This is a genomic window from Dokdonella sp., assembly GCF_019634815.1.
Lineage (GTDB): Bacteria > Pseudomonadota > Gammaproteobacteria > Xanthomonadales > Rhodanobacteraceae > Dokdonella_A.
The window spans coordinates 188,168-211,907 of sequence record NZ_JAHCAP010000002.1; the positions used below are offsets into that span (position 1 = coordinate 188,168).

Annotated in this window: 18 protein-coding genes and 2 tRNA genes; 11 read left to right on the plus strand and 9 right to left on the minus strand. The window is 65.9% G+C overall.

Annotated features, from left to right (window positions below):
• The 4 genes from KF759_RS02295 to tadA all read left to right on the plus strand — a co-directional run bounded on the left by KF759_RS02295 (position 1) and on the right by tadA (position 3,772).
• Entirely contained in the window at positions 1–609 is a 609-nt protein-coding gene (locus tag KF759_RS02295) for a hypothetical protein (protein ID WP_291222786.1), read from the plus strand.
• A gap of 50 nt (positions 610–659) precedes the next feature.
• Complete coding sequence (gene guaA / locus KF759_RS02300) at positions 660–2,219, plus strand: glutamine-hydrolyzing GMP synthase (RefSeq protein ID WP_291222787.1); 1,560 nt, start codon at positions 660–662, stop codon at positions 2,217–2,219.
• Between the two features lie 230 nt (positions 2,220–2,449).
• Entirely contained in the window at positions 2,450–3,226 is a 777-nt protein-coding gene (locus KF759_RS02305; RefSeq protein WP_291222788.1) for a hypothetical protein, read from the plus strand.
• 87 nt (positions 3,227–3,313) lie between these two features.
• Positions 3,314–3,772, plus strand: coding sequence for a tRNA adenosine(34) deaminase TadA (gene tadA, locus KF759_RS02310; RefSeq protein ID WP_291222789.1), 459 nt, complete (start codon positions 3,314–3,316; stop codon positions 3,770–3,772).
• Positions 3,773–3,797: 25 nt separating this feature from the next.
• On the opposite strand, the gene KF759_RS02315 is transcribed toward tadA, so the two are convergent.
• Positions 3,798–4,640: a hypothetical protein gene (locus KF759_RS02315; RefSeq protein WP_291222790.1), complete on the minus strand. Its 843-nt coding sequence runs from the start codon at positions 4,638–4,640 to the stop codon at positions 3,798–3,800.
• A gap of 87 nt (positions 4,641–4,727) precedes the next feature.
• On the opposite strand from KF759_RS02315, the gene ligA reads away from it, so the two are divergent.
• On the plus strand, positions 4,728–7,094 hold the full coding sequence (gene ligA / locus KF759_RS02320; RefSeq protein ID WP_291222791.1) for an NAD-dependent DNA ligase LigA: 2,367 nt from the start codon (positions 4,728–4,730) through the stop codon (positions 7,092–7,094).
• A gap of 321 nt (positions 7,095–7,415) precedes the next feature.
• On the opposite strand, the gene KF759_RS02325 is transcribed toward ligA, so the two are convergent.
• The 7 genes from KF759_RS02325 to rnd all read right to left on the minus strand — a co-directional run bounded on the left by KF759_RS02325 (position 7,416) and on the right by rnd (position 14,998).
• Positions 7,416–7,733 carry a DNA-binding transcriptional regulator gene (locus KF759_RS02325; RefSeq protein WP_291222792.1) on the minus strand — a complete coding sequence of 106 codons (318 nt, stop codon included), beginning with the start codon at positions 7,731–7,733 and terminating at the stop codon, positions 7,416–7,418.
• Positions 7,730–8,101: a type II toxin-antitoxin system RelE/ParE family toxin gene (locus tag KF759_RS02330; protein ID WP_291222793.1), complete on the minus strand. Its 372-nt coding sequence runs from the start codon at positions 8,099–8,101 to the stop codon at positions 7,730–7,732. Before KF759_RS02330 ends, KF759_RS02325 begins: the two co-directional genes overlap by 4 nt.
• A gap of 377 nt (positions 8,102–8,478) precedes the next feature.
• Positions 8,479–8,554: transfer RNA gene (locus tag KF759_RS02335), tRNA-Ala, on the minus strand.
• 383 nt (positions 8,555–8,937) lie between these two features.
• Complete coding sequence (gene thrC, locus KF759_RS02340) at positions 8,938–10,236, minus strand: threonine synthase (protein ID WP_291222794.1); 1,299 nt, start codon at positions 10,234–10,236, stop codon at positions 8,938–8,940.
• Complete coding sequence (locus KF759_RS02345; RefSeq protein ID WP_291222795.1) at positions 10,233–11,156, minus strand: homoserine kinase; 924 nt, start codon at positions 11,154–11,156, stop codon at positions 10,233–10,235. The genes thrC and KF759_RS02345 overlap by 4 nt, the downstream gene beginning before the upstream one ends.
• A gap of 49 nt (positions 11,157–11,205) precedes the next feature.
• Positions 11,206–13,668: a bifunctional aspartate kinase/homoserine dehydrogenase I gene (gene thrA / locus KF759_RS02350; protein ID WP_291222796.1), complete on the minus strand. Its 2,463-nt coding sequence runs from the start codon at positions 13,666–13,668 to the stop codon at positions 11,206–11,208.
• 247 nt (positions 13,669–13,915) lie between these two features.
• Positions 13,916–14,998, minus strand: a complete 1,083-nt coding sequence (gene rnd, locus KF759_RS02355) for a ribonuclease D (protein ID WP_291222797.1) — start codon at positions 14,996–14,998, stop codon at positions 13,916–13,918.
• A 72-nt stretch (positions 14,999–15,070) separates the two neighbouring features.
• Between rnd and KF759_RS02360 the strand changes: the two genes are divergently transcribed.
• The 3 genes from KF759_RS02360 to KF759_RS02370 all read left to right on the plus strand — a co-directional run bounded on the left by KF759_RS02360 (position 15,071) and on the right by KF759_RS02370 (position 17,990).
• Complete coding sequence (locus KF759_RS02360) at positions 15,071–16,990, plus strand: SUMF1/EgtB/PvdO family nonheme iron enzyme (RefSeq protein ID WP_291222798.1); 1,920 nt, start codon at positions 15,071–15,073, stop codon at positions 16,988–16,990.
• A 344-nt stretch (positions 16,991–17,334) separates the two neighbouring features.
• Positions 17,335–17,425, plus strand: a tRNA-Ser gene (locus tag KF759_RS02365).
• Between the two features lie 169 nt (positions 17,426–17,594).
• The gene (locus tag KF759_RS02370) at positions 17,595–17,990 is read left to right on the plus strand and encodes a DUF6165 family protein (RefSeq protein WP_291222799.1); all 396 of its coding nucleotides are present in this window, start codon (positions 17,595–17,597) and stop codon (positions 17,988–17,990) included.
• Between the two features lie 20 nt (positions 17,991–18,010).
• Here the strand turns inward: KF759_RS02370 and KF759_RS02375 are convergent, their stop codons facing one another.
• Positions 18,011–19,084, minus strand: coding sequence for a glycosyltransferase family 9 protein (locus tag KF759_RS02375; RefSeq protein ID WP_291222800.1), 1,074 nt, complete (start codon positions 19,082–19,084; stop codon positions 18,011–18,013).
• A 59-nt stretch (positions 19,085–19,143) separates the two neighbouring features.
• On the opposite strand from KF759_RS02375, the gene KF759_RS02380 reads away from it, so the two are divergent.
• The 3 genes from KF759_RS02380 to KF759_RS02390 form a co-directional block, all read left to right on the plus strand.
• Positions 19,144–19,890: a 3-deoxy-D-manno-octulosonic acid kinase gene (locus KF759_RS02380; RefSeq protein WP_291222801.1), complete on the plus strand. Its 747-nt coding sequence runs from the start codon at positions 19,144–19,146 to the stop codon at positions 19,888–19,890.
• Positions 19,887–20,633, plus strand: a complete 747-nt coding sequence (locus KF759_RS02385; RefSeq protein ID WP_291222802.1) for an MBL fold metallo-hydrolase — start codon at positions 19,887–19,889, stop codon at positions 20,631–20,633. The genes KF759_RS02380 and KF759_RS02385 overlap by 4 nt, the downstream gene beginning before the upstream one ends.
• A 117-nt stretch (positions 20,634–20,750) precedes the next feature.
• The coding region (locus tag KF759_RS02390) for a reprolysin-like metallopeptidase (protein ID WP_291222803.1) at positions 20,751–23,740 on the plus strand (2,990 nt) is incomplete at its 3' end.

Below are 23,740 nucleotides of genomic sequence, written 5' to 3' on the forward strand. Positions count from 1 at the left end.
ATGCGCGCACTGCTGTTGTCGCTGACGATGCTGCTGTCCGTTGCCTGCGCGGCTGCCGAACAGGAGCCGCCGACGCAACTGCGCATTACGCTTGATGGCAAGCAAGTGATCACCACGATGGGCGCCAAGGCCGAGTTCGAGGTCGGCGGGCGCAAGGTGACGATGCGTGTCGAGGAACTGCCGTGGAGGCAGTTCGTGCAGGGCAGTCTGAAGTTCGAATACCCGCGGCATTTCCCTTGGGAGTTCGACGCCAGCCCGCCGCGCACATGGACCCTGGACGGCAACGATGCAACGATCATGCTGATCGAAAACCCGGGCGAGCAGCAAAGTCTGGACGACTTTGCCAAGGGTTTCGAGAGAATATTCAAAGGCAACGGCACGATGGAGCGCGTTGACCAGGCGATGAAGACCGCCAAAGTCGGAACCCTGCGCGGACTTGGCATGCGCTACACGATCGCCACGACCCGGATGAGCATGGAAGCTTTTGCCCTGGGCAAGGGGGAGCGGTCCTGGCTGCTGGTGCTGCAGGATGCACTTGGTGACGACGGCAAGCACAGCAGCGAGTACGTGGATATGCGCACGCACCTGACCGAAACGCTGGAGTTTTAGCGAGCGTTTCCCGTGATTTTCCGAAGCATCACCGAGCCGAACCAATCGACATGCAAGATTTGCATCAAGACAAGATTCTCATCCTCGATTTCGGCGCGCAGTACACGCAGTTGATCGCGCGACGCATTCGCGAGATCGGCATCTACTGTGAAATCTGGGCTTGGGACCACGATCCGGCCGAGATCTCCGCATGGGGTGCCAAGGGTATTGTTCTCTCCGGCGGGCCGGAATCGACCACCCGGCCCGATTGTCCATCCGCGCCGCGCGAGGTCTTCACTGCCGGCGTGCCCATACTTGGCATCTGCTATGGCATGCAGACGCTGGCCGTGCAGCTCGGCGGCGCTACCGAGGCCGGCAATCAGCGCGAGTTCGGCCATGCCACGATCGACGTGATCGCCAGCGATGCCTTGCTGGCGCCGGTCGCGACCACGCCTGCGTTGCGTGAAGTGTGGATGAGCCATGGTGACCATGTGTCGCGGGCGCCACCGGGTTTCACCATCACCGCCCGCACCGATCGGCTCGGAATCGCTGCGTTTTCCGATGATGCAAAGCGGATCTACGGCGTGCAGTTCCACCCCGAAGTCACGCACACCGCCGCGGGAGAGGCGCTGCTGCGTCGCTTCGTCGTCGAAATCTGCGGTTGCGCCACCTTGTGGACGCCGGCGCGGATCATCGAGGATCAGATCGCGCGCGTGCAGGCTCAGGTCGGCAGCGACGAAGTCATTCTCGGACTCTCCGGTGGCGTGGATTCCTCGGTTGTCGCCGCCCTCCTGCATCGCGCTATCGGCAGTCAGCTCACCTGCGTGTTCGTCGATACCGGCCTGCTGCGCTTCAAGGAAGGCGATCAGGTGATGGCGACGATGGCGCAGCACATGGGCGTCAAGGTGATCCGCGTCAATGCGGCGGATCGCTATTTCGCCGCGCTCGAAGGCGTCGGCGATCCAGAGGCCAAGCGCAAGATCATCGGCAAGTTGTTCGTCGAAATCTTCGACGAGGAATCGGCCAGGCTGAAGAACGCCAAATGGCTGGCGCAGGGCACGATCTATCCCGACGTGATCGAATCGGCCGGCAGCAAGACCGGCAAGGCGCACGTCATCAAGAGTCACCACAACGTCGGCGGCCTGCCCGAGCACATGAAGCTCGGCCTGGTCGAACCGCTGCGCGAACTGTTCAAGGATGAGGTGCGTCGCATCGGCGTCGAACTGGGACTGCCGCATGCGATGGTCTACCGCCATCCGTTTCCCGGCCCGGGCCTGGGTGTGCGCATCCTCGGCGAGGTCAGGCGTGAATATGCCGATCTGCTCGCGCGCGCGGATGCGATCTTCATCGAGGAACTGCGCAAGGCGGACCTCTACGACAAGACTTCGCAAGCCTTCGCGGTGTTCCTGCCGGTGAAATCCGTTGGGGTGGTCGGCGACGCGCGAGCCTATGAGTGGGTGATCGCGCTGCGCGCCGTGGAGACCATCGACTTCATGACCGCGCACTGGGCGCATCTGCCCTACGACTTCCTCGGCGCAGTCAGCAACCGCATCATCAACGAACTGCGTGGCGTATCGCGCGTGGTCTACGACATCTCCGGCAAACCGCCCGCGACAATCGAGTGGGAATGATGCGCACGCGTGCATGGGCGTATGCCCTGGTGCTGCTTGGGCTGGCCGCAGCGTCGTATTGGTTGGGGCGTGAGTCCGCGTCGCTGCCGGCGACGGTGCAGGGTGTCGGCTCGGTACAGCATGAAGTGGCCAATCCTCGAGCTGTCGGAACCACATCGGAGTCGAGGCGGGAATCTTCGCCCAGGGACTCGACCGCGCTTTCAGTGCCGGCTGAGGCACCCTTGCCTGCGATGGGCGAGCCACTGGCGCAAATCAAGGATGAGCTGGCCGCGCGTGCGCGCCGGGGCGACGCGCGTGCTGCCTGCCGGCTCGGCGCCGACCTGATGCGTTGCCGCTCGAGTCTGGCATCCAAGGCAAGCTCGGCCATGTTGCAGCAGGCGCTCGCACGCTCGGGGCAGACCGTTTCCGATGACACGGTTTCCATGCTCGCATCGATGGATAACGCAGCAGCAAGTGCAGTCGCCTTGTGCGAAGGCATCGGCGAAAAGGACATGCGTGAAGCGATCGTGTACCAGCGCATTGCCGCCGAACGCGGCAGTACGCGCATGCGTTTGTGGTACGCCGCCGACCCCGCACTGGATCGCGTGGATTTCCTCGCCGATCTTGATGCATGGCAAGGCTACCGCGCGGTCGCCCTCGACTATCTGGAACAGGCTCTGGAGGCGGGCGATCCGGATGCGCCGGACGTACTGGCGGGCGTCTACCAACCACGCGATGCCGTTATTCACACTGGGCGCGTACCCCTGCGCCTGCCTGATGCGCATCGCTATTTCGTCTATCGCGAACTTGCCACCCTGCTGCATCCGGGGCGGCCCGAAATGAAATCGACCGTGCCTGCGCCAGAGCCCGGCCAGGAAATCGATCTCGCGGCTGTCCGCGCCGAAGCCGAAGCGCTGCGGCAAAAGTACTACGCCAGCTACCGCCCTGATGCGACAAGGCAGGAATCTCCAGGCGTGCCTGGCATGTTTTCCGGAGCGGACGACGCGCAGCGGATTTGCGGGCCCTGAACCAAGGAGGCGATGCGCTGCCCAGTGCAGGCATCGCGTTCTGCCCCGGGATCATCCAAGCTTGGCACTTTCGACGACGACTGGCCCATGAACGCGAACACCGATGAAGCCTGGATGCGCCGTGCGCTCGTGCTCGCGCGGGAGGCGGCGGCGCTGGATGCCGAGGTGCCGGTCGGTGCGGTGATCGTGCTCGATGGGAAGATTGTCGGCGAAGGGCGCAACCGCATGATCGGCGCGAATGACCCGAGCGCGCATGCCGAAATCGAAGCCATGCGCGATGCAGGTCGGCGCCTGGGCAATTACCGCCTGCCCGGTGCCACGCTGTACGTGACACTCGAACCTTGCGTGATGTGCGCGGGTGCGCTGGTGCATGCACGCGTGGCGCGTGTGGTTTTTGCCGCGAGTGACCCCAAGACCGGCGCGGCGGGCAGCGTGTTCGACACCTTGGTCAGTGATCGCCACAACCACCGTATCGCAGTCGAAGGCGGGCTGCTCGCGGACGAAGCCGGAGAGATGCTGCGCGAGTTCTTCCGCAGCCGACGCTGAGGCGAAGGCCGCGGATCACGCGCGCCTATTCGAGTTGTTCCTTCGCCCAGCCCGCATCGAGCGCTTCCATCGCATCGCGCGGTTTGAGCTTGGCGGCCTTGTCCCAGGCTTCGGCGACTTCGTCCTCGCGCTTGTCCCCATGCAGCAGCATCAGCCCGTTGCCGTACTCGATCCATGCGATCGGCGAGGCGGGCGTGAGCTTGAGCGCCTGCTTGAGGTGCTTTTCGGATTCGCCGGCGCTTGCGCCATAGGTGAGCTTGGCGAGCATGCCGCCGACCTTGCCGACGATCTCGGCGTGGTAAAGCCCGAGCGCAGTCTCGGCTTCGGCATGCTTGGGCGCGAGTTCGAGCGTGGCATCGAGTGATTGCCGCACCTTGCCGGCAAGACCCTGCGCGAGCGCCTTGGTGATCGAAATCGTCTGGCTCAGGCGGCCGACCGCGAAGGCGTGGCGATAGTGGCTGTTGGCCTGCTTGGGCAGGGCTGCGATCGCGTCTTCGGCGAGTGCGATCAAGGCTTCGTAGCGCGTGGTCTTGGCCTTGTCGCCGTCGAGCAGATAGGTGGCATGGATACCGCCCGCCTTGATCGCGACCGAGGCGCCGAGTGCCTTGAGCGCCACGCCCTGTTCAAAGGCATCGTGGAAATCGCCGCGATGAAACGCCCGCCAGGCATCCTGCAACTGCTGCGCGATCGCGCCCGCGTCCTTGCCGAGCTTCGGGTTGACCTTGAGCAAAGCTGCGACATGCTTGTCGTCGGGAAACGGCTCCTGATCGCCCGCATGCAGATCCTTCCAGGCCTTGGCGAGTTTGTCGCCGGCATAGTCGAACGCCTTGTTCGGATGCGGAAATGCTGCCCAGCCCTTGCTTGCCATGTGCATGCCCTCGCGGTCGGAATGCCGTGTGCCACGCGGCAGATTGCCCTGTCCGCCAGCTCGCGGCAAGCCGGCTACACTTTGATCATGAATCGCACCATTCCCGTCGCCGAACAGGCCGCCGCGCTGCGCGCGCGCATCGAAGACGCCAACCACCGCTACCACGTGCTCGACGACCCCGACATCAGCGACGCCGAGTACGACCGGCTGATGCGCGAGCTCGAGGCCATCGAAGCGGCGCATCCCGAATTGGCCAGCGCAGACTCGCCCACGCGTCGCGTCGGTGCGGCGCCCTCGCGCGAATTTGCCGAAGTGATCCATGCCGTGCCGATGCTGTCGCTCGCCAACGCCTTCAGCGCCGAGGAAGTCGAGGACTTCGTGCGCAAGGTGGGCGAGTGGCTGGGCATGGCCGAGCCGCTGTTTTCGGTTGAGCCAAAATTCGACGGGCTTGCGATCAGCCTGCGCTACGAGCAGGGCGTGTTCGTGCAAGGCGCTACTCGCGGCGATGGTGAACGCGGCGAGGATGTGAGCGCGAACCTGCGCACGATCCGCGCGATTCCGCTGCGACTGCGCGGCAGTGACTGGCCGCGGGTATTGGAAGTGCGCGGCGAGGTCTACATGCCGCGCGCGGGTTTCGCGGCCTGGAATGCCAAGGCGTTGGCATCGGCAGGCAAGATCAAGCCGCTCGCCAATCCTCGCAATGGCGCCGCCGGCAGTCTGCGGCAACTCGATCCACGCATCACCGCGCAGCGACCCCTGGCGTTCTACGCGTACGCACTCGGCGTGGTCGAGGGCGGCGACTTGCCGACTTCACATGCGGCGACCTTGCAGCGCCTGCGTCAGTGGGGTTTTCCGGTGAGCTCGCTGGTCGATCGCGCGCAGGGTGCGCGCGGTTGTCTGGCCTACTTCAACCGCATCGGCGCCCAACGCGACACCCTGCCTTTCGACATCGACGGTGTGGTCTACAAGCTTGACGATCTTGTCGCCCAGCGCGAGATCGGCTTCGTCGGGCGTACGCCGCGCTGGGCCATTGCGCACAAGTTTCCTGCGCAGGAGCAGCAGACACGGGTGGAAGCCATCGACGTGCAGATCGGCCGCACCGGCGCAGCGACGCCGACCGCACGCTTGGCGCCGGTGTCGGTCGGTGGCGTGACCGTGACCAATGCGACCCTGCACAACGCCGATCAGGTTGCACGGCTCGACGTGCGCATCGGTGATACCGTGATCGTGCGCCGCGCGGGCGACGTCATTCCAGAAGTCGTGCGCGTGGTGACCGAATTGCGACCCGCGCACGCCCAGCCCTGGCAGATGCCCGCGGTCTGCCCGATCTGCGGCTCGGCGATCGTGCGCGAGGCGGGCGAAGTGGTGGCGCGCTGCAGTGGTGAGCTCACCTGCGCCGCGCAACGCGCGCAAGCCCTGCTGCACTTCGCTTCGCGGCGCGCGATGGATATCGATGGTCTGGGTGAGCGTTACGTCGAGGACCTTGCCGAATTCGGCTATCTGCGCTCGGTCGCCGATCTCTATCGGCTCACGCTCGATGATCTGCTCGAGATGAAGCGGCGTGCCGACGAGCGGGATGGCACCACGCCCGAGACGGTCAAGGCGGGCAAGGTTGCAAGCAAATGGGCCGAAAACCTCATCACCGCGATCGACCACAGCCGCCGCACCACGCTCGCGCGTCTGCTGTTTGCGCTGGGCATCGGCCATGTGGGTGAGGGCACGGCCAAGGCACTTGCGCTGTGGTTCGGCAGTCTGGAACGAATCCGGCATCTGCCCTGGCCCTTGCTCAAGCTCGTGCCCGATATCGGTGACGAAGTCGCCCACGCGATCGATTCATTTTTCTCCCAGGCCGGCAACCAGCGCGTGATCGACGACTTGCTCGCAGGCGGGGTCGCGATCAGCGACGAGCATGCGCCCTCATCGAAGCTGCGTGCCAGCCTTGGGCTCGCCAATGTGCTCGCCGCTCTCGGCGTGCCCGGCTTCAGTGAAAGGCGTGCACAAATGCTGGCCGCGGCATTCCCGCAGGTCGAAGCGCTGCTCGGCGCGCAGCACGCGCAGCTCGTTGCCGCCGGTCTGCCAGACGATGTGGCGGCCAATTTCTCCAGCTGGCGCGAACAGGCCGCGCAGGCCACCCTGCTGCGCCGTTGCGTCCAATCGCTGCACGAACTGCGTGAGGCGCTGGTCGACACGGCAGAATGCGACATCAGCCTGCCGCTGGAAGGGCAGACCGTCGTCCTGACCGGCAGCCTCGCAAGCCTCACGCGCGATGACGCAAAGGCCCGCCTCGAAGCGCTTGGCGCCAAGGTGGCCGGCAGCGTGTCGAAGAAGACGAGCTTCGTCGTCGCCGGCAGCGAAGCCGGTTCCAAGCTCGACAAGGCACGCGAACTGGGCGTGGAGGTCTGGGACGAGGCGCGGCTGCTCGCGTTCATCCGGAGCGCGGATTTGCGCAACTGAGCGGGGAAGGCCGGGCCATTGCATCCGTGCATCCGCTCTGACTGGCGGCGCGAAACCTTTCTGCGGATTTGCGCGCAGGCTTGATGCGGCAGATCCAAGCGGGTCGTGGGGCCTGCGCCAGACGCACGGCGTCAGCTCGCGGATGTCTCCGCAGCACAGATGGCCGGAACCCCGCACAGCGCGAGGATTTCGGGCAAGAAGAAGGGCCCGGAGAGCATCCGGACCCTTGTGCATGGCGGCGGATGGTTGACGGGTTCAATTCCGTCTTTGTCACTTGAAATGGCAACGTAGCGGGCGCAAGCGGCAATGAGCGGGGCTGCCTCAAAGGACGGCTTCAAGCCCCTTGCGCTCGAGGATGTCCAGCAGCTTCTGCGACGGCCCGCTGGGGCGTTTGTCGCCCACCTCCCACTTGCGGACAGTGGACGTGCTGGTGTTCAGCACGCTGGCCAGCGCGGCCTGACTCAGGTGCAGCCTCTCGCGCAACGCCTTGACCTTCGTGGCGTCGTAGTCCTGCACCGGCTCCAGGCACAGTGCGTCGTATTTCTGCATCTTGCGCTTGTCGATGAATCCCAGGCGATGCAGATCGCTGGCTGATTCGTGAACGGCTTCGAGGATTCGGCTCTTGGTCTTGGTGGTCATTGACAAATCTCCTGCAAAGCGCCGTCGGCAACGGCTTCATCCAGTTGCGGGCCTGTTCGAGCCAGCAGGTCGGCAGCGATGAGCTGCAAGCCTTCGAGCTCCTCGTCGCTGATGTTCGCCCGCTCGTTCTTCTCGAAGCCGAACACGAAGAACCAGCGGTTTTCCTTGTTGGTGGCAACCAGCGTCCGCACACCGCCACGCTTGCCGCGCCCCGCCAAACCAACGCGTTTTTTCACCACGCTGCCGCCGAGGTCAGCGTCGATCAGGCCAGCTGCCATCTCCTGAACGGCCTTGCACAGGACGGCATCGGTAAGCTCCGTCTTGCGCATCCATCGCTGGAAGGAGCGGGTCTTGAATACTCGCGTCATCGGGTTCATTGTGCCACTAAGTGGCATAGAGTGTCTGCCCACCCATTTCAGCATCCCGCCCAGCCGACATTGCCCTTCAAGCCAGCTACAGACGCCCCCCCCTGAATCGACGCGATACGCTGCTTCTTCGACATCCGTCCGTGCAATAAGAACGGCTCCGGTGGCCGTTTGGTGTTTGGTGGAGGCGGCAGGAATGGCTCGGACCATCCCGATCCTCGCCCGCGGGCTTGCGCGGGGGCCAGCGCCTTCGGCGCTGTCCGCTGCGGCGTCCTGCCTGCGCAGTGAACCCGCGGCACGCTGCGCGTGCGCTGGGCTTCGCATCCACACCACCCGCGCCAAACGCAAAACGGCCACCGCTAGGGTGGCCGTTTGGTGTTTGGTGGAGCCAGGGAGGATCGAACTCCCGACCTCGTCATTGCGAACGACGCGCTCTCCCAGCTGAGCTATGGCCCCACATGATCTTCGGGTCTGGGAACCGCGAAAGGGCGCGCATCATAACGTGTGACAGCCAAGTCGCCAAGTGCGGGCCGCTTCCAATGACACATGAGCCTGAAGCGGGTCGTGGTCTGGGCATCCTTGGCGGATGCTCGTGTCCCTCGATATCGATCCCCTTCGTGCGCTCGACGATCTGCGGGCCATCTCGAAGGCAATCGGTCGGTCGGGGTTTGCGCACCGTCACTCGCGCCCGAGAGCGGCTCGTCGCCACACACTTCAAATCGACCGCCGCATGCCCCGACTTGGAGCTCGCCAGGCTCAGTGCCGGATTGGAATGCGCTGTGCGTGCTGCCCGGCGCGTGGTCCGGCGCGACCGCCACCACGCAAGGCCAGAAGGCTGGTCAGTCCTGCGCAGTGTGCAGGACGCGCACGAGCTCATTGAAATCCGCGGCGATCGGTGTGGCATGGGCAGGGCGGGCCAGCAGGGCCGCGAGTGCGGCTGGCACATCGAGCGCGCTGTCGATCAAGGGCTCGACGATCTGCTCGAACTTGGCCGGATGCGCGGTGGCGACGATAGCCATCGGGTGTGTGTTGCCCTGTGCGCGCAGACGCTCGGCAACGCACAGCGCGGTCGCGGTATGCGGACACACGGCAATGCCGCGCGCGGCCCAGGTCGCGCGGATCGTTGCGCGGATGGCGTCATCGTCGACTGCGTCGGCATGCAGCCAGGCCGGCAGGTCCTTGAAGTCGGGATAGAGCCAGCGCAGGCGTTCGAAGTTGCTCGGGCTGCCCACGTCCATCGCATTGGCGAGCGTGGCGATGCTCGCGCGCGGCGTGTACTGGCCGTTGGCGAAGAACTCGGGCAACACGCGATTGGCATTGCTGGCAAGCACGATGTCGCCGATCGGCATGCCGCAGGCCTTGGCGAGCACGGCCGCGAGGGCATTGCCGAGGTTGCCGGTGGGGACAATGAAGTCGAGTGGCTCGCGGTGGACGCGCTGGTGGGCGAGTGCGCTCGCGGCGTAGTAGCCCATCTGCGGCAACCAGCGACCGAGGCTGATGCTGTTGGCCGAGGTCAGGGCGCAGCGTTGTCGCAGGTCCAGGTCATTGAGCGCGCGTTTGACCAGCGCTTGACAGTCATCGAACGACCCGGCAACACGCAATGCCAGCGCGTTGTCACCGAAGCAGCCCAGTTGATGCGCCTGGCGTGGCGACACGCGCCCATCGGGATACAGCACGACGACGCGAAAGCCGGGCCGACGATGGAAGGCCGCGGCGACCGCCGCGCCGGTATCGCCTGAGGTGGCGACCAGCACCGTGGTGACGGGCGCATCGGCGGCGCGCAAGCGCGCGAGACAAGCGGCGAGAAACCGCGCGGCAAAATCCTTGAACGCGGCGGTCGGGCCGTGAAAGAGTTCGAGCAGGGCGGTCTGCGCATCCAGTTCGCGCAGTGGCGCGGGAAAGTCGAAGGCTTCCTTGCAGAGCGTCGGCAGTTCCGGTTGCAAGGCACTGTCAACGAAGAAGGGCTGCAGCAGGCGTGCGGCGATCTCGGGCAGGTTGACGAGGCCGGCGAAGTCCGCAGCCGACAGTTGCGGCAGGCTTTCCGGCACGTAGAGCCCGCCATCGGGCGCAAGTCCGGCGGCGAGCGCGGTGTCGATGCCGACGGCGGCGCATTGGCCGCGGGTGCTCAGATACTTCATGCGACCACCTTCGCGGCGGGCCCGGCCACGGGCGACACCCATGATTCACTGTCCAGTCCGCTGCGCGCAAACGCTTCGCGCATTGCCTGCGCACATCGCTGCGCGGCCAGCTCGCCATCGCACCAGGCAAACAGGCTCGGGCCGGCGCCGGAAATGCTCGCGCCCAATGCGCCGGCTTCGAGCGCCGCGGCCTTGACTGCAGCGTAGCCCGAAATCAGTGGCGCACGCCGCGGCTCGACCAGCACGTCGGACAAGCCTGCGCGGATCAGTTCGAGATCATCTGCGTGGCAGCCGGCGAGCACGAGCGCGAGGTTGGCGCTCTGCTGAACGAATTCGCGCAGTGCATAAGCGCCGGCAAGCGCGGCACGCGCATGTCTGGTTTCGAGCGTGGCCTGCGGATGCACCAGCGCGCAGTGCAGTTGCGCGGGTACCGGAATCGGCACGAGGCGATCGGCGGTGGCGAGCACGAGGCCGCCGAGGAGCATCGGCCCCACGTTGTCGCCGTGATGGGAATCGCTGGCGACCGCCTCGCCGTCGAGCGCGAACGGATACAGCGCAGCGGGCGGCAAGGGTGCATCGAGCAGGGCATTGGCGGCCACCACCGCGGCGACCGCGGAGGCGGCCGAGCCACCCATGCCCGAACCGAAGGCGATGCCCTTGTCGATTTCGATCTCGAAACCGAAGCGCAGGCCGAGCGCGGCACGCATCGCGATCAAGGCCGCGCCGGCCGTGTTGCGGCGTGGATCCTCGGGCAAGGGGATCGCCGCACCGCGAATTGCCGTGATGCGAACCTCGTCGGCATCGATGCGGCGCACGCTGACATGATCGCCGGGACCCGCGATGGAATGACCGAGGATGTCGAAGCCGATGCCGACGTTGCCGACGCTGGCGGGGGCGAATGCGGTAGCGGTGGTTTTCACGCGAAGATCCTCGAAACGGCGTCGATGATGGTTTGGACAGGGTGCGTGTTCATGAACCGACCACGCGCAGGAGATCGGCGAATACGCCCGCGGCAGTGACTTCGGGGCCAGCGCCCGGGCCCTGCACGACCAATGGGTTGTCGTGATAGCGGCGAGTGGTAAATTGCACGATGTTGTCGGTGAGGCGCAGATGCGCGAAAGCATGCGCCTGCGGCAATTCGACCGGACCGACGCTGGCCTTGCCGCTGCGGTCGAGTCGCGCCACGTAGCGCAACACCGCGCCTTTCGCGCACGCCTGGGCGTGACGCGCCGCAATTGCAGCGTCGAAGGCATCGAGACCATCGAGGAAGGACTGCGGATCGCTCTCACGCAGTGCGGCGGGCACGAGGCTTTCGACCTCGATGTCGGCCAGGTCGAGCAGCACGCCGGCTTCGCGCGCAAGGATCACCAGTTTGCGCGCGACGTCGGTGCCGGACAGGTCATCGCGTGGATCGGGCTCGGTGTAGCCGAGCGCATGGGCCTCGCGCACGAGCGCCGAGAACGGGGCCTTGCCGTCATAACGATTGAACAGCCAGGCCAGCGTGCCCGAGAGGATGCCATCCACGGCGAGCAGTTCGTCGCCGGTGTCGAGGAGATCGCGCAAGGTCGAGATCACCGGCAGCCCTGCGCCGACCGTGGCTTCGTAACGAAAGCGCGCGCCGTGGCCGCAGGCTGTAACTATGCGTTGCCAGCGTTCACGCGGACCGGCGCCGGCATGCTTGTTGGGCGTGACCACGTGGATGCCGGCAGCGAGCCACGCGGCATAGTGCTCGGCGACGTCGTCGCTCGCGCTGCAATCGATGATGAGTGCATGCGGCAGATGTTCGGCCTTGACGTGGCGCGCGAAGGCATCCAGATCGCTGCCTTCACTGGCGTTGGCGTGCCAGCTCGACGCCTGCGCGGCTTCGCCAAGCCACATGCGCTGGCTCGTCGCCACCGCGCGCACGCGCAGATCGAGTTGGCGATCGTGCAAAAGGCGCGCGCGTGCGGCTTCGAGTTGGGCGAGCAGGGCGCGGCCGACCTTGCCCGGTCCGATCACACCGATCGAAATCGTCTGCGGCGACAGCCAGAATGCGGCATGCGCAGCGCGCACCGCACGTGCGGCATCTTCGCTGGCGACCGCAACCGAAATGTTGCGTTCGGAAGCGCCTTGGGCGATTGCGCGAATGTTGACGCCGCTGCGTGCCAATGCGCCGAACAGTCGCGCGGCGACGCCGGGCTGACCGGTCATGCCATCGCCGACTGCAGCCAGCACGCTGATCCCGCCTTGTGTGGTGATGCGCGCGATCGCACCGCGCGCAAGCTCACCGGCAAAGGCGCGCTCGAATGCCGTGCAGCCGCGCTGCGCGTCACCCTCGCGCACCACGCAACAGATCGAATGTTCGGACGAACCTTGCGAGATCATCACCACCGAGACGCCGGCATCGTGCAGGGCGCCGAATGCGCGCTCGGCGGTACCGGGCACGCCGATCATGCCGGCGCCTTCGAGGGTGAGCACAGCCAGATTGCTCACTGCCGACAGACCCTTGACCGGCGAGGCTGCATCGACTCCGGACTTGCCGATCGCGGTGCCTGGATGCTCGGGCGCGAAGGTGTTGCGGATACGCACTGGCAAGCCGCGCGCGATCGCCGGGGTCAGCGTCTGCGGATGGATCACCTTGGCACCGAAGTAGGCGAGCTCGCAGGCCTCGTCGTAGCTCAGGCTTGCCAGCGGCACCGCCTCGGGCACCAGACGCGGGTCAGCCGAGAGCACGCCATCGGTGTCGCCCCACAAGGTCAGGTCGCGGGCATCGGAAAGCGCTGCGAAGATCGCTGCCGAGTAGTCGCTGCCATTGCGTCCGAGCACGGTATTGCGACCATCGGTCGTGCGCGCGATGAAACCCGTGACCACGCACCAGGGCTGCGTGTTGGCGGCGCGCCAACTCACGAAATTGGCGCGGCTCGTGTCCCAAACAACCGCGGCGCCGAGTTCGCCGTGTTCGATCACCAGCACCTCGCGCGCATCCAGTCGTGCGCAGGCATGACCCTGTGCGCGCAGGTATTGAGCCAGCAGGAAGGACGACCACACCTCGCCCAGCCCCTGCACGTATTCAGCGGCTTCGCGATTGGGTGTGCGCAACACCGCGAGCGCCGAAAGCCATTCGTGCAGATCGGCGAATTGCTCGGACAACCAGGCTGCACCGTCCTGATCCTGGTCGCCGAGCAGCTCGGCAGCGCAGCGCAGATGACGATCGCGCAGCGCGGCAAGTTCCGCAGGCCAGCTCGGCTGCGCGCGCGTGGCGTGCTCGGCAAGCGCAATCAGCGCATCGGTGGTACCGCGCATCGCCGAGACGACGATGAGTGCGTGCTCGCCCGCTTCGGCGCGCAGGATCGCAGCGACGCGGCGCAGGCACTCGGCATCGGCGAGACTGGAGCCGCCGAACTTGTGCACGCGCGGCGCGCCGTCGGACTCAATCAGGGGTGGGGCGGACATCGTGGGTCTCCGTGTGGAGACCCCGTCTCGCATGGGGCGGGCGATTGGCCCGTTCCCTGTGCGGGGCGGGGCCGAGGTTTGCGTTCGGATCGATCAGGATCTCTTCGCGCACTCGCACCCACGCGGCGTGGACGTCGTCGTCCACGTCGTCGTGATGCTCGTCGTCGTCGCGCTGGCGACGTTCGACGGGATCGGGGCGCTGCGTGTGCTCATGGGTTGGAGTGTGCCGGTCGCCCACCGGGGGCTGTCAAGAGGGCAGGCGCGCGAGCAGCGCATCGTGCAGGTGTTCGCGCCGCCAGCCATCGAGAGCACTCGGCCACCGGCGTGTGGCGAGCAGGCTTTCCAGGTGCCGGCGCGCACACAGCAGGCCTTCAGGCAGGTCCAGCTCGCGTGCGCGTTCGAGCACCACATCCTTCATTGATGCGAGCGTCTGCTTGTCGCGATTGCTCAGGGCCTGCGGAATCGGCTGCGTATCGCGATCCGCCTCGCCGAGCGGTGCCTTGAGTTGTTCGAGCAGATCGGCGCGTTGCGCTGAACGCAAGGCGCGCAGCCCGCGCGTGCGCTCGGCCAGTTCCTCCGCTTCCCGCGGCGGGCGCGCGGCCAGATCGAGCGCATGGGCGTCATCGAGCAGCCAGCCACGCGGGCGGTCGATTGCGCGCGCGGTGGCATCGCGCCAGCGCAACAACCGACGCAACAGAGCCTGTTGTGCGCTTGGCCAGCCGGCAGCGCCACGCAGCGCAAGCTGGGGTTGCGGATCGGGCTCGCGGTTGCGGGCCCGTTCGAGCATGCGCGCGCAGTCGGCCGCAAGCCATGCGCTGTAGCCACGCGCAGCCACACGCGCGGACAATTCACGATGCAGATGCGGCAGGTAGACCACATCCTGCGCGGCATATTCGAGCTGGCGCTCGCTCAAGGGGCGTTGCAGCCAGTCCGAGCGTGTCTCGCCCTTGGGCAGTTCGACTTCGGCAATCTGCGCGACGAGCTTCTGGTAACCGAGCCCTGGCCCGAGGCCGGCGAAGGCCGCGGCGATCTGGGTGTCAAACAAGGTTGCGATCGAACACGACCAGGTCGCGAGCGCTTCGAGGTCTTCGCTCGCGCTGTGCATGACGATGGTGCGGTCAGGGTCGGCAAGCAGCCGGGCGAGTGGGCCGGAATCGAGCGGCGCAGTCGGATCGAGCAGGGCGATGCGCCCGCTGACCTCGACTTGCACCAGGGCCAAACGCGGCAGCCAGGTGTTGGTGCGCATGAATTCGGTGTCGAGTCCAAGAGTGTCCGGTGCGTTCGCGAGCAGCTGCGTGAGCGCGTCGTCACGCGCAATCCAGTCGGCCAAGATGAACTCCTCGTTGATGGGCGGCGCCGGCGGCTTCAATCGGGCGCGGCGAGCGTCGATAATCCCCTGACGATGCCGCGGACCGAAGTCACACGCAAGCAGCACACCTGGGGCGGCGCCGCCGGGCTGGCCCTGCTCGGCTTCGCGCTGTTGTATCGCTTCTTCCCCGATGCGCTGCATTTGCAGCCACTCGAGCCGGCCACGCAGGGCGTGGCGGGCGTGGAAACCTCGCGCGCGGGCCGCCCCGCCAATTGGAGCGCCGTGCAGGGCGATGCGGCGCCCGTAGTGGGCGAGGGCAACGAGCTCGAAGTCGGCACGAGCTTTGCCGATGCCGTGCGCATGGGTCCGCCGGCGCCGGTGAGCAAGGAAGTCGCCGCCTTGCTCAAGAAGGCACGCAAGGCCGAAGGTGCCGGCGCCCTGCTCGAGCCGAGCGAAGCGATCGCGCTGTACAAGCAGGTGCTGGCTGCCGCGCCGGGGAACCTCGAGGCGCATGTCGCGCTGGAGCGCATCGGTGGTGCGATGCGCGACTGGACGCTCGCTGCGGTTGGCCGCGGTGATGAACGGGCCGCGCAGCGCTTTCTGTCGGTCTACGACGAACTTCCGCACTCGGACCGGGAAATCGCCAGCGTGCGCGAGCGGGTGGAACGTCTGCAGCAGACGCTGCCCTTGCTCGCGCATGCCGCCGAACTGGTCAAGAAGGGGCGCGGCGTGGGCGGGGGCGAAAACGCGCTCGCCGTCTATCGACAGGTGCTCAAGCTCGATCCGGGCAACCGTCTTGCCGATGCCGGCCTTGCGGCGATAGAACGACCTCATCTCGACCGCGCCCTGGCGCAGGCAGCGCAGGATGATTTTGCCGGTGCCGATGCCACGCTTGCGGCCGCGGTCTCGATTCGCCCCGGTTCGCAGGCAATGCTGGAAACCCATACACGGATCGATGATCTGCGCCGGCAACGTGCCCAGACGATGCTCGCGCAAGCGCGCTCGGCGCTCGATGCCGGCAATGCCGATCTCGCCGAGCAGCTGGCGCGCAAGGCGCAGGCTACGAGTCCCGATCTGGCCGGCATCGATCGGTTCGAACAGCGGCTGCGCAACGCGCGCTTGTACGCAAGCTACAAGCCGGGCCAGGTGATCCGCGATCCCTTCGCCGACATGGCCGGCAATGCGCCGCCTGTGGTGGTGGTGCCGACCGGGCAATTCGTGATGGGTTCGGCGGCGGACGAAGAGGGGCATCTCGACAACGAAGAACCGCAACGCCGCGTGCGCATCGACACCGGCTTCGCGCTTGGCCAGAGCGAGGTCACGGTTGCCGAGTTCGCCGAGTTCGTCGGCGCGACGCGCTTCGTCACCGACGCCGAACGTCGCGGCAACGCGGCGATCTACGACGAAGGCAGTGGACGCATTGCCGATCGGCGCGGCATGAGCTGGCGCAATGCCTACGACGGCAGCAAGGCGCGCGGTGACTTGCCGGTCGTCAACGTGTCGTGGAACGATGCGATCGCCTATTTGCAGTGGTTGTCCGAACGCACCGGCAAGCACTACCGCCTGCCCAGCGAAGCCGAATTCGAGTATGCCGAGCGCGCCGGTTCGACCACGCGCTATCCCTGGGGCGATGGCAATCCCGAGAAGATCGTCGCCAATCTCACCGGTGAGGGCGATCGCTCGCCGAACAAGCGTGCGTGGTCGCATTACTTTCCGCGCTACAGCGATGGCTACTGGGGGCCGGCACCGGTCCGCACCTATCCCGCCAATGCCTTCGGCTTGTTTGATCTCGATGGCAATCTGTCGGAGTGGGTCGAGGACTGTTGGCATGACAACTACACGCGCGCCCCGCGCGACAGCTCGGCCTGGGTCAATCCCGGCTGCGAGCGGCATGTGGTGCGCGGCGGCTCATGGGGCAGCGACCCCTTGCAGGTACGCTCGGCGTTCCGTACCTCGGCCCCCGCTGATGCCCGCAGTGCCCGCGTCGGCTTCCGCGTGGCCCGCGATCTGTAGACGGAGGTTGTCTGCACGCCGCGCGGCACGTATCATGCGCGGCCCCGACCGGCTGCACCTTGCGCTGCCGGTCGAGCGCCGTACGCGGCGCGAGGATGAGGCAGGATGCCGAATGGGAAGCGCTCCATGGATGGATGGTTTCAAGAACAATGCGCCGGCAAGAGCTGCACTCTGCGCTGCCGGTCGAGAATGTGGAGAGGTGGCAGAGTGGTCGACCAATTCGCCGGGAGCGAATTGGGACAGCCCTCAGGGCTGGCCCCGAGCGCGAGCGAGGGGTGAGCATCAGGGATGATGCGAACAATGCGCCGGCAAGAGCTGCACTCTGCGCTGCCGGTCGAGAATGTGGAGAGGTGGCAGAGTGGTCGAATGCGCCGGATTCGAAATCCGGTTTACGGTTATGCCGTAACGTGGGTTCGAATCCCACCCTCTCCGCCAACCTGGGTTCTTGCAAGTACGTGGGTTCGACAAATCGGCAGGAGCCGATTTGCACGGCGGAGCCGCCCGCAGGGCGAGGCGCAGGAGGCGCCGAGTGCATCCCAAGCTCTCCGCCAGTTTCAGCAGCAAGGGGCCCCGCGGCCCCTTGTGCATTTTCGGAGTCTGTCGGATGAGCACGATTGCCACGCCGGTGTCCTACGGCGAACTGATCGACAAGATCACGATCCTCGAGATCAAGGCCGAGCGCATCGGCGATGCGGCCAAGGTCGCCAATGTGCGCACCGAACTCGATCTGCTCAACACGACCTGGGCCGCGCATCCCGCCTCGCGCGGCGACATCGCGGCCGAGCGTGCGGCCTTGCGTGCGGTCAACGAAGCACTGTGGGAAATCGAGGACGAGATTCGCCTCAAGGAAAAGGCACAGGCCTTCGACGCGCAGTTCATCGAGCTTGCACGCTCGGTCTATTTCCGCAACGACGAGCGCGCGGCGATCAAGCGTGCGATCAACAGCAAGCTTGGTTCGACCCTGGTCGAGGAAAAGTCCTACGCCGATTACCGGGCCTGATGGCGCAGTCTGGTCGGCCCTCAGCGTTCCGCGAGCTTGTGAACGGATGCGAAGTGATCGAGCCGCTCGATCACGTCGTCGACGCGGATCAGGTCCATCACGTCCGGATACTCGAGTTTCGTGCCCCAGGCCAACGCATCGGCCGGCTTGCCACGAAACTTGCGTGCCGCGGCGTCATAGCGATCCACACACCACTGCCGATCCGAATACGGTCCTGAACGCGCGGGATTGCTTGCCGCGTGCAGGCCGAGCACGGGCGTGCCGACCGCGTTGGCCATGTGCATCGGACCGGAATCCGGACACAGCACGAGGGTGGCGCGTTCGAGCAGCGCGAGCAGTTGCTTGAGCGTGTCCTTGCCGATCAGGTCGAGTGGGCGCGATTGCGCATGGGCGAGCACGGCGTCGCCGAACTCGCGCTCGAACGCGCTCGGGCCGCCGCACAAGGCCACCCGCCAGCCCAGCCTGAGCGCGGCATGGTCGATCGCGGCGGCATAGCGTTCGGGGCGCCAGTTGCGCAGGCGATGGCTGGACACAGGGCACACGATCAGGGTCGGCGCATCGCCGGGCAGATGGTGCTGCGCGAATTCACGTGCGGCATCGGGGATTGGCAGATTCCAGCGCACGCTTGTTTGCTTGAGTCCGAGCGGCTCGACGAAGCTGCCCATGGCGTCGAGCACGTGATCGCCGACGCGCGCCGGGATCCGGCAGTTGACGAACAGGCCGTGCAGGTCTTTCGATCGCGCGCGGTCGTAGCCGATGCGCAGCGGCGACTTCACCGCGAGGCTGAGCAGGTTCGAACGCAGCGCAACCTGCATGTGCAAGAGCACGTCGAAGCGCCGTCCTTGCAATTGCCGGCGAATCTCGCGATGGCCGTGACGACCGCTGCCCTTGTCGAAGACTATGAACTCGACGCCTGGCAAGTCGCCCAGCAGACGATGTTCGAGCTTGCCGATGATCCAGCTCAGGCGCGTCTGCGGCCAGGCCGCTTGCAGCGTATGCACCAGCGGCACCACGTGGGTGACATCGCCAATCGCCGAGGTGCGCAGGATGCACAGCGAGGCGGGGGGCGAGTTTTGCTCGGGGCGTGGAGTCATGCGATGCCTGCTACCATCGGCGAAGAGATACGCGCGGTGGGCGCGCAACGTGAAAGCGAATGATCCACGCGCAGGTCCAATCCACGCAAGCCGGCGCATTCATCTTCGATGCCGCACTTGTGCCCGTGCCGGAGCCGACTTGGCTGGAGCGCGCGCATTGGTCGGCGTCATCGCACGATGGTGCTGGCGGACGTGGCGGCGTGCTGTTGGTCGATACACCGGTCGGCGCCTGTGTCCTGCGTCACTACCATCGCGGCGGGCTGATCGCACGCTTGAGTCGCGACGCATACCTGTGGTCCGGCAATGAACGCAGCCGCGCATTCCGCGAATTCCATCTGCTTGCACGGCTGATCGATGCAGGGCTGCCGGTGCCAGCGCCGGTGGCAGCCCGCATCGATCGCAAGGGGCTGCACTATCGTGCCGACCTGCTGATGCGGCGCATCGAGCATGCGCAGACGCTGGCGCAGCGGCTTGCTGTCAATGCAATCGATGACGACTTGGCACAGTCCATCGGCACGACGCTCGCACGCTTTCATCAGCACGGTGTCTGGCATGCCGATCTCAATGCGCACAACATCCTGATCGGCGCTGAAGGCAAGGTCTGGCTCATCGACTTCGATCGAGGGCGCCTGCGCCCACCGCGGCTGGCGTGGCAACGTGCCAACCTCGGTCGCCTGCGTCGCTCGCTCGACAAGCTCGGTGCGCGGCGCATCAGCGAATTCGACCGGCGCTTCTGGCATCCGCTGCTGGCGGCGTATCACGCGCAGATGGCGCAACCCGAGGTCACGCCCAAGGCGCCCGCATGAATCTGTCCCTGCATTTTCTCGGTGTCGGCGGCGCGCAGTCCCCCGAACTGGGTTCATCCAGTGGCGTGCTCGAACGTGATGGTGAACCGCTGCTGATGATCGACTGCGGCGCCGAGGCCTTGAGTGCGTATCTGGCGCACTACCGAGCCTTGCCCGATGCGCTGTTCATCACCCACACCCACATGGACCATGTCGCCGGGCTCGAGCGGCTGTTCTATCGCGCCTGGTTCGAGCGCGGGCAACGCCAGGCGCCGCGCATCTACGCGCATGCGCAATTGGTGCCCTTGCTGCAGGCGCGCGTGGCGGATTTCCCCGAACCGCTCGCCGAAGGTGGCGTCAATTTCTGGCAGGCCTTCCAGTTGCAGCCGGTTTCACGTGGTTTTTGGCACGAAGGTTTGTGGTTCGATGTGTTTCCGACCCGCCACCATGCACCCAATACCTCATTCGGCCTGGCGCTTTCAGGCTCATTCGCGTGGACGGGCGATACACGACCGATTCCGGAAATGCTCGCCCATCATGCGGTCGCGCCCAGTCTGATCGCGCACGATTGCGGCCTGCATGGAAATCCCTCGCACAGTGGCACCGACGACCTCGAACGCGAGTATCCGCGGGAATGGCGCGAGCGCCTGCGCCTCTATCACTACGGCAGCGAAAGCGAGGCCGCTGCCATGGAGCAGGCGGGCTGGAAGGTCGCGCGATGCGGTGATCGACTTATATTGCCGCACCCGTCCGCTGCCCGCTGAAACGCAGCGAAATCAATGGCGCATCAATGGCCGCGTCGGCTAAAGTCGCCGGCTTCGAAGCTGCCCCGCGCGAACGGTTCGGGGTGATTCGCACGACACACTTCAGGAATACCTGCCATGAATCCATCGATCGCTCCGTCTCTCAAGGCGGTCATGACCGCCATGTGCCTGCTGTGGGTGAGCAACGCATGGGCAGGCCCATCGCGTTCGTTCTGGCAAGAGGACGCCGGGCGTGGGCTTGCCAAACAAGCGCCACAGCCAAGTCAATTCCGCGCGCTCGATCTCGATCTGGCGCAGGTCGCGGATTACCTCAAGCAGGCGCATGCGCAGGGCATCGCCGCATCGATCGAATTGCCGCAGCCTGAAGGCGGATTCGCCGACTTTCTCGTGGTCGATTCGGGCACGATGCCCGAAGAACTCCAGCGCAAGTACCCTGAGATCCGCAGCTTCAAGGGCAGCGATGCGCAGGGACGCATGCTGCGCCTTGACGTGTCTCCTCTGGGCCTGCAGGCGATGGTATTCGATGCTGCGGGAACCTGGGTGGTTCGTCCGGAAATCTTCGGCAGCGGATCGCATTATCTGAGTTACCGCCGTTCTGCCTTGCCGGAGAGCGCGCGCAGCTTCGGGCAATGCGGGACGCAGGGCAGTGACCTTGATTCGTTCGCCCAGACGATGGGCGCCACGCAGCCGATGACGCAGACTGGCGTGACCCGCCGCGTCTATCGTGCGGCGGTGGCCGCCAACCATCAATACATCGCCGCGGTCGGCGGTGGCACCGTCGAGGGTGGACTGGCCGCGACGATCGTCGCGGTGAATCGCGTTACCCAGATCTACGAGTACGAGATGTCGATCCAGCTCGTGCTGGTGCCCAACAACGATCTGCTCATGTACGCGAGCGCCTCGGGCGATCCGTTCACTGCCAATGACGGCAGTTTCCTCAATTCCGCGACTGCGACGATCAGCGGCGTGATCGGCGTCGGCAATTACGATATCGGCCATGTCTTCAGCACCGGCAGCGGTGGGGTCGCCGGCCTCGGCGTGGTGTGCAAGTCAGGATCGAAGGGGCGCGGCACCACCGGCATGGGCAATCCGACCGGTGATGCGTTCTATGTCGACTACGTCGCCCACGAGATGGGCCACCAGTTTGGTGGCAACCATCCGTTCAACGGCACCATCGGCAATTGCTCGGGTGGCAACCGCAATGGCTCGACCGCCTATGAGCCGGGCAGTGGCTCGACCATCATGGCCTATGCCGGCATCTGTGGCGCCGACGACCTGCAGCCCAACTCCGATCCGTATTTCCACGCGATCAGCCTGCAGGAAATCACCAACTACACCAATGGCGGCGGCAACTGTTCGGTCAACACTGCCAATGCCAACCAGTTGCCGATGATCGACAGCGGCAGCCTGCCCAGCGGTTACACGATTCCGTCACGCACGCCATTCATGCTGACCGGCTCGGCCAGCGACGCCGACAGCGGTGATGCGGTGCGCTATTCGTGGGAAGAATGGGATCTGGGCGCCGCCGCACCGCTGAGCGCGGGTGACAACGGCAGCAGTCCGATCTTCCGTGCGTTCTCGCCGACCTACAGCGGCACGCGCGTGTTCCCGAGTCTGTCCACGGTTCTTGGCGGCCCCGCGCTCAAGGGCGAAACCCTGCCGACGACGACGCGCACGCTCAAGTTCCGCCTCACCGCGCGCGACATGCACAACGGCCGCGGCACTTCCTCGAGCGCCGACATTTCGGTGGGCGTCGTGAGCGCGGCCGGGCCTTTCAAGGTGACCGCGCCCAATACTGCGGTGAGCTGGCCGCAGGGCAGTGCGCAGACGGTGACCTGGGATGTCGCCAACACCACCGCCGCCCCGGTCAGCTGCGCCAATGTCGACATCAGCCTGTCGGCCGATGGCGGCTACACCTTCCCGTACGTGCTGGCCAGTGGTGTCGCCAACTCGGGCAGCGCCAGCGTCAGCATGCCGATGATCGCAACCACGCGCGGGCGCGTCGCGGTGACCTGCGCGAGCAACATCTTCTTCGACATCTCCGACGCGAACTTCACGATTCCCGCAGCGGCCGGTACCTACACGGTTGGCGGAAGCGTCAGCGGGCTTGTCGGCAGCGGTTTGAGCCTCACGCTCAACGGCAACCCGATGGCGGTCGCGAGCAATGGTGCCTATGCATTTCCGATGGCGCTTGCCACTGGCGCGGTCTATGCGGTGACAATCGGCAACCAACCGATCCTGCCGGGCCAGATCTGCGCGGTCAGCGATGGCAGTGGCACGATCGCTTCGGCCAACGTGCTCAACATCAACGTGAGTTGCGTCACTACGCCGGCGGCAACCTATACGGTAGGCGGCACGATCAGCGGTCTGCTCGGCTCGGGCCTGAGCCTGCAGATCAACGGCGGCAGCCCGGTGCCGATGTCGAGCAACGGGCCCTACAGCTTCCCGCCACTCGTCGATGGCAGCCCGTATCACGTGCGCGTGGTCGGCCAGCCTTCCGGCCCGACCCAGTCCTGCAGCGTGGCGAACTATCACGGCACGCTCGATGGCGCTTCGGTAAACAATGTCGATGTGACCTGCACGGGCGGCCCGGCCACCTACTCCGTGGGCGGCAATGTCAGTGGCCTCACGGGCGCGGGCCTCGTGCTCTGGCTCAATGCGGGCGCGCAGTCCTTGCCGGTGTCGGCCAATGGCGCGTTCACGTTCCCGACCGGTCTGCTTGGCGGTGCGAACTACGCGGTCACGGTGGGCACCCAGCCCGCAGGTCAGCTCTGCAGCGTCAGCAATGGCAGCGGCACGATCGGCAGCGCGAATGTCACCAACGTGGCGGTAAGCTGCGCGGCGATACCGACTTACACCGTCGGCGGCAACGTCAGCGGTCTCACCGGCGCGGGCCTGGTGCTCTCGCTCAATGCCGGCGCGCAGTCGCTGCCGGTCGCGGCCGATGGTGCGTTCACCTTCCCGACCGGCCTGACTGGCGGTGCCAGCTATGCGGTCACGGTGGGCACCCAGCCTGCGGGCCAGGTCTGCAACGTCAGCAATGGCAGCGGCACGATAGGCAGCGCGAATGTCACCGACGTGGCGGTGACCTGCACTGTGGCCTCGAG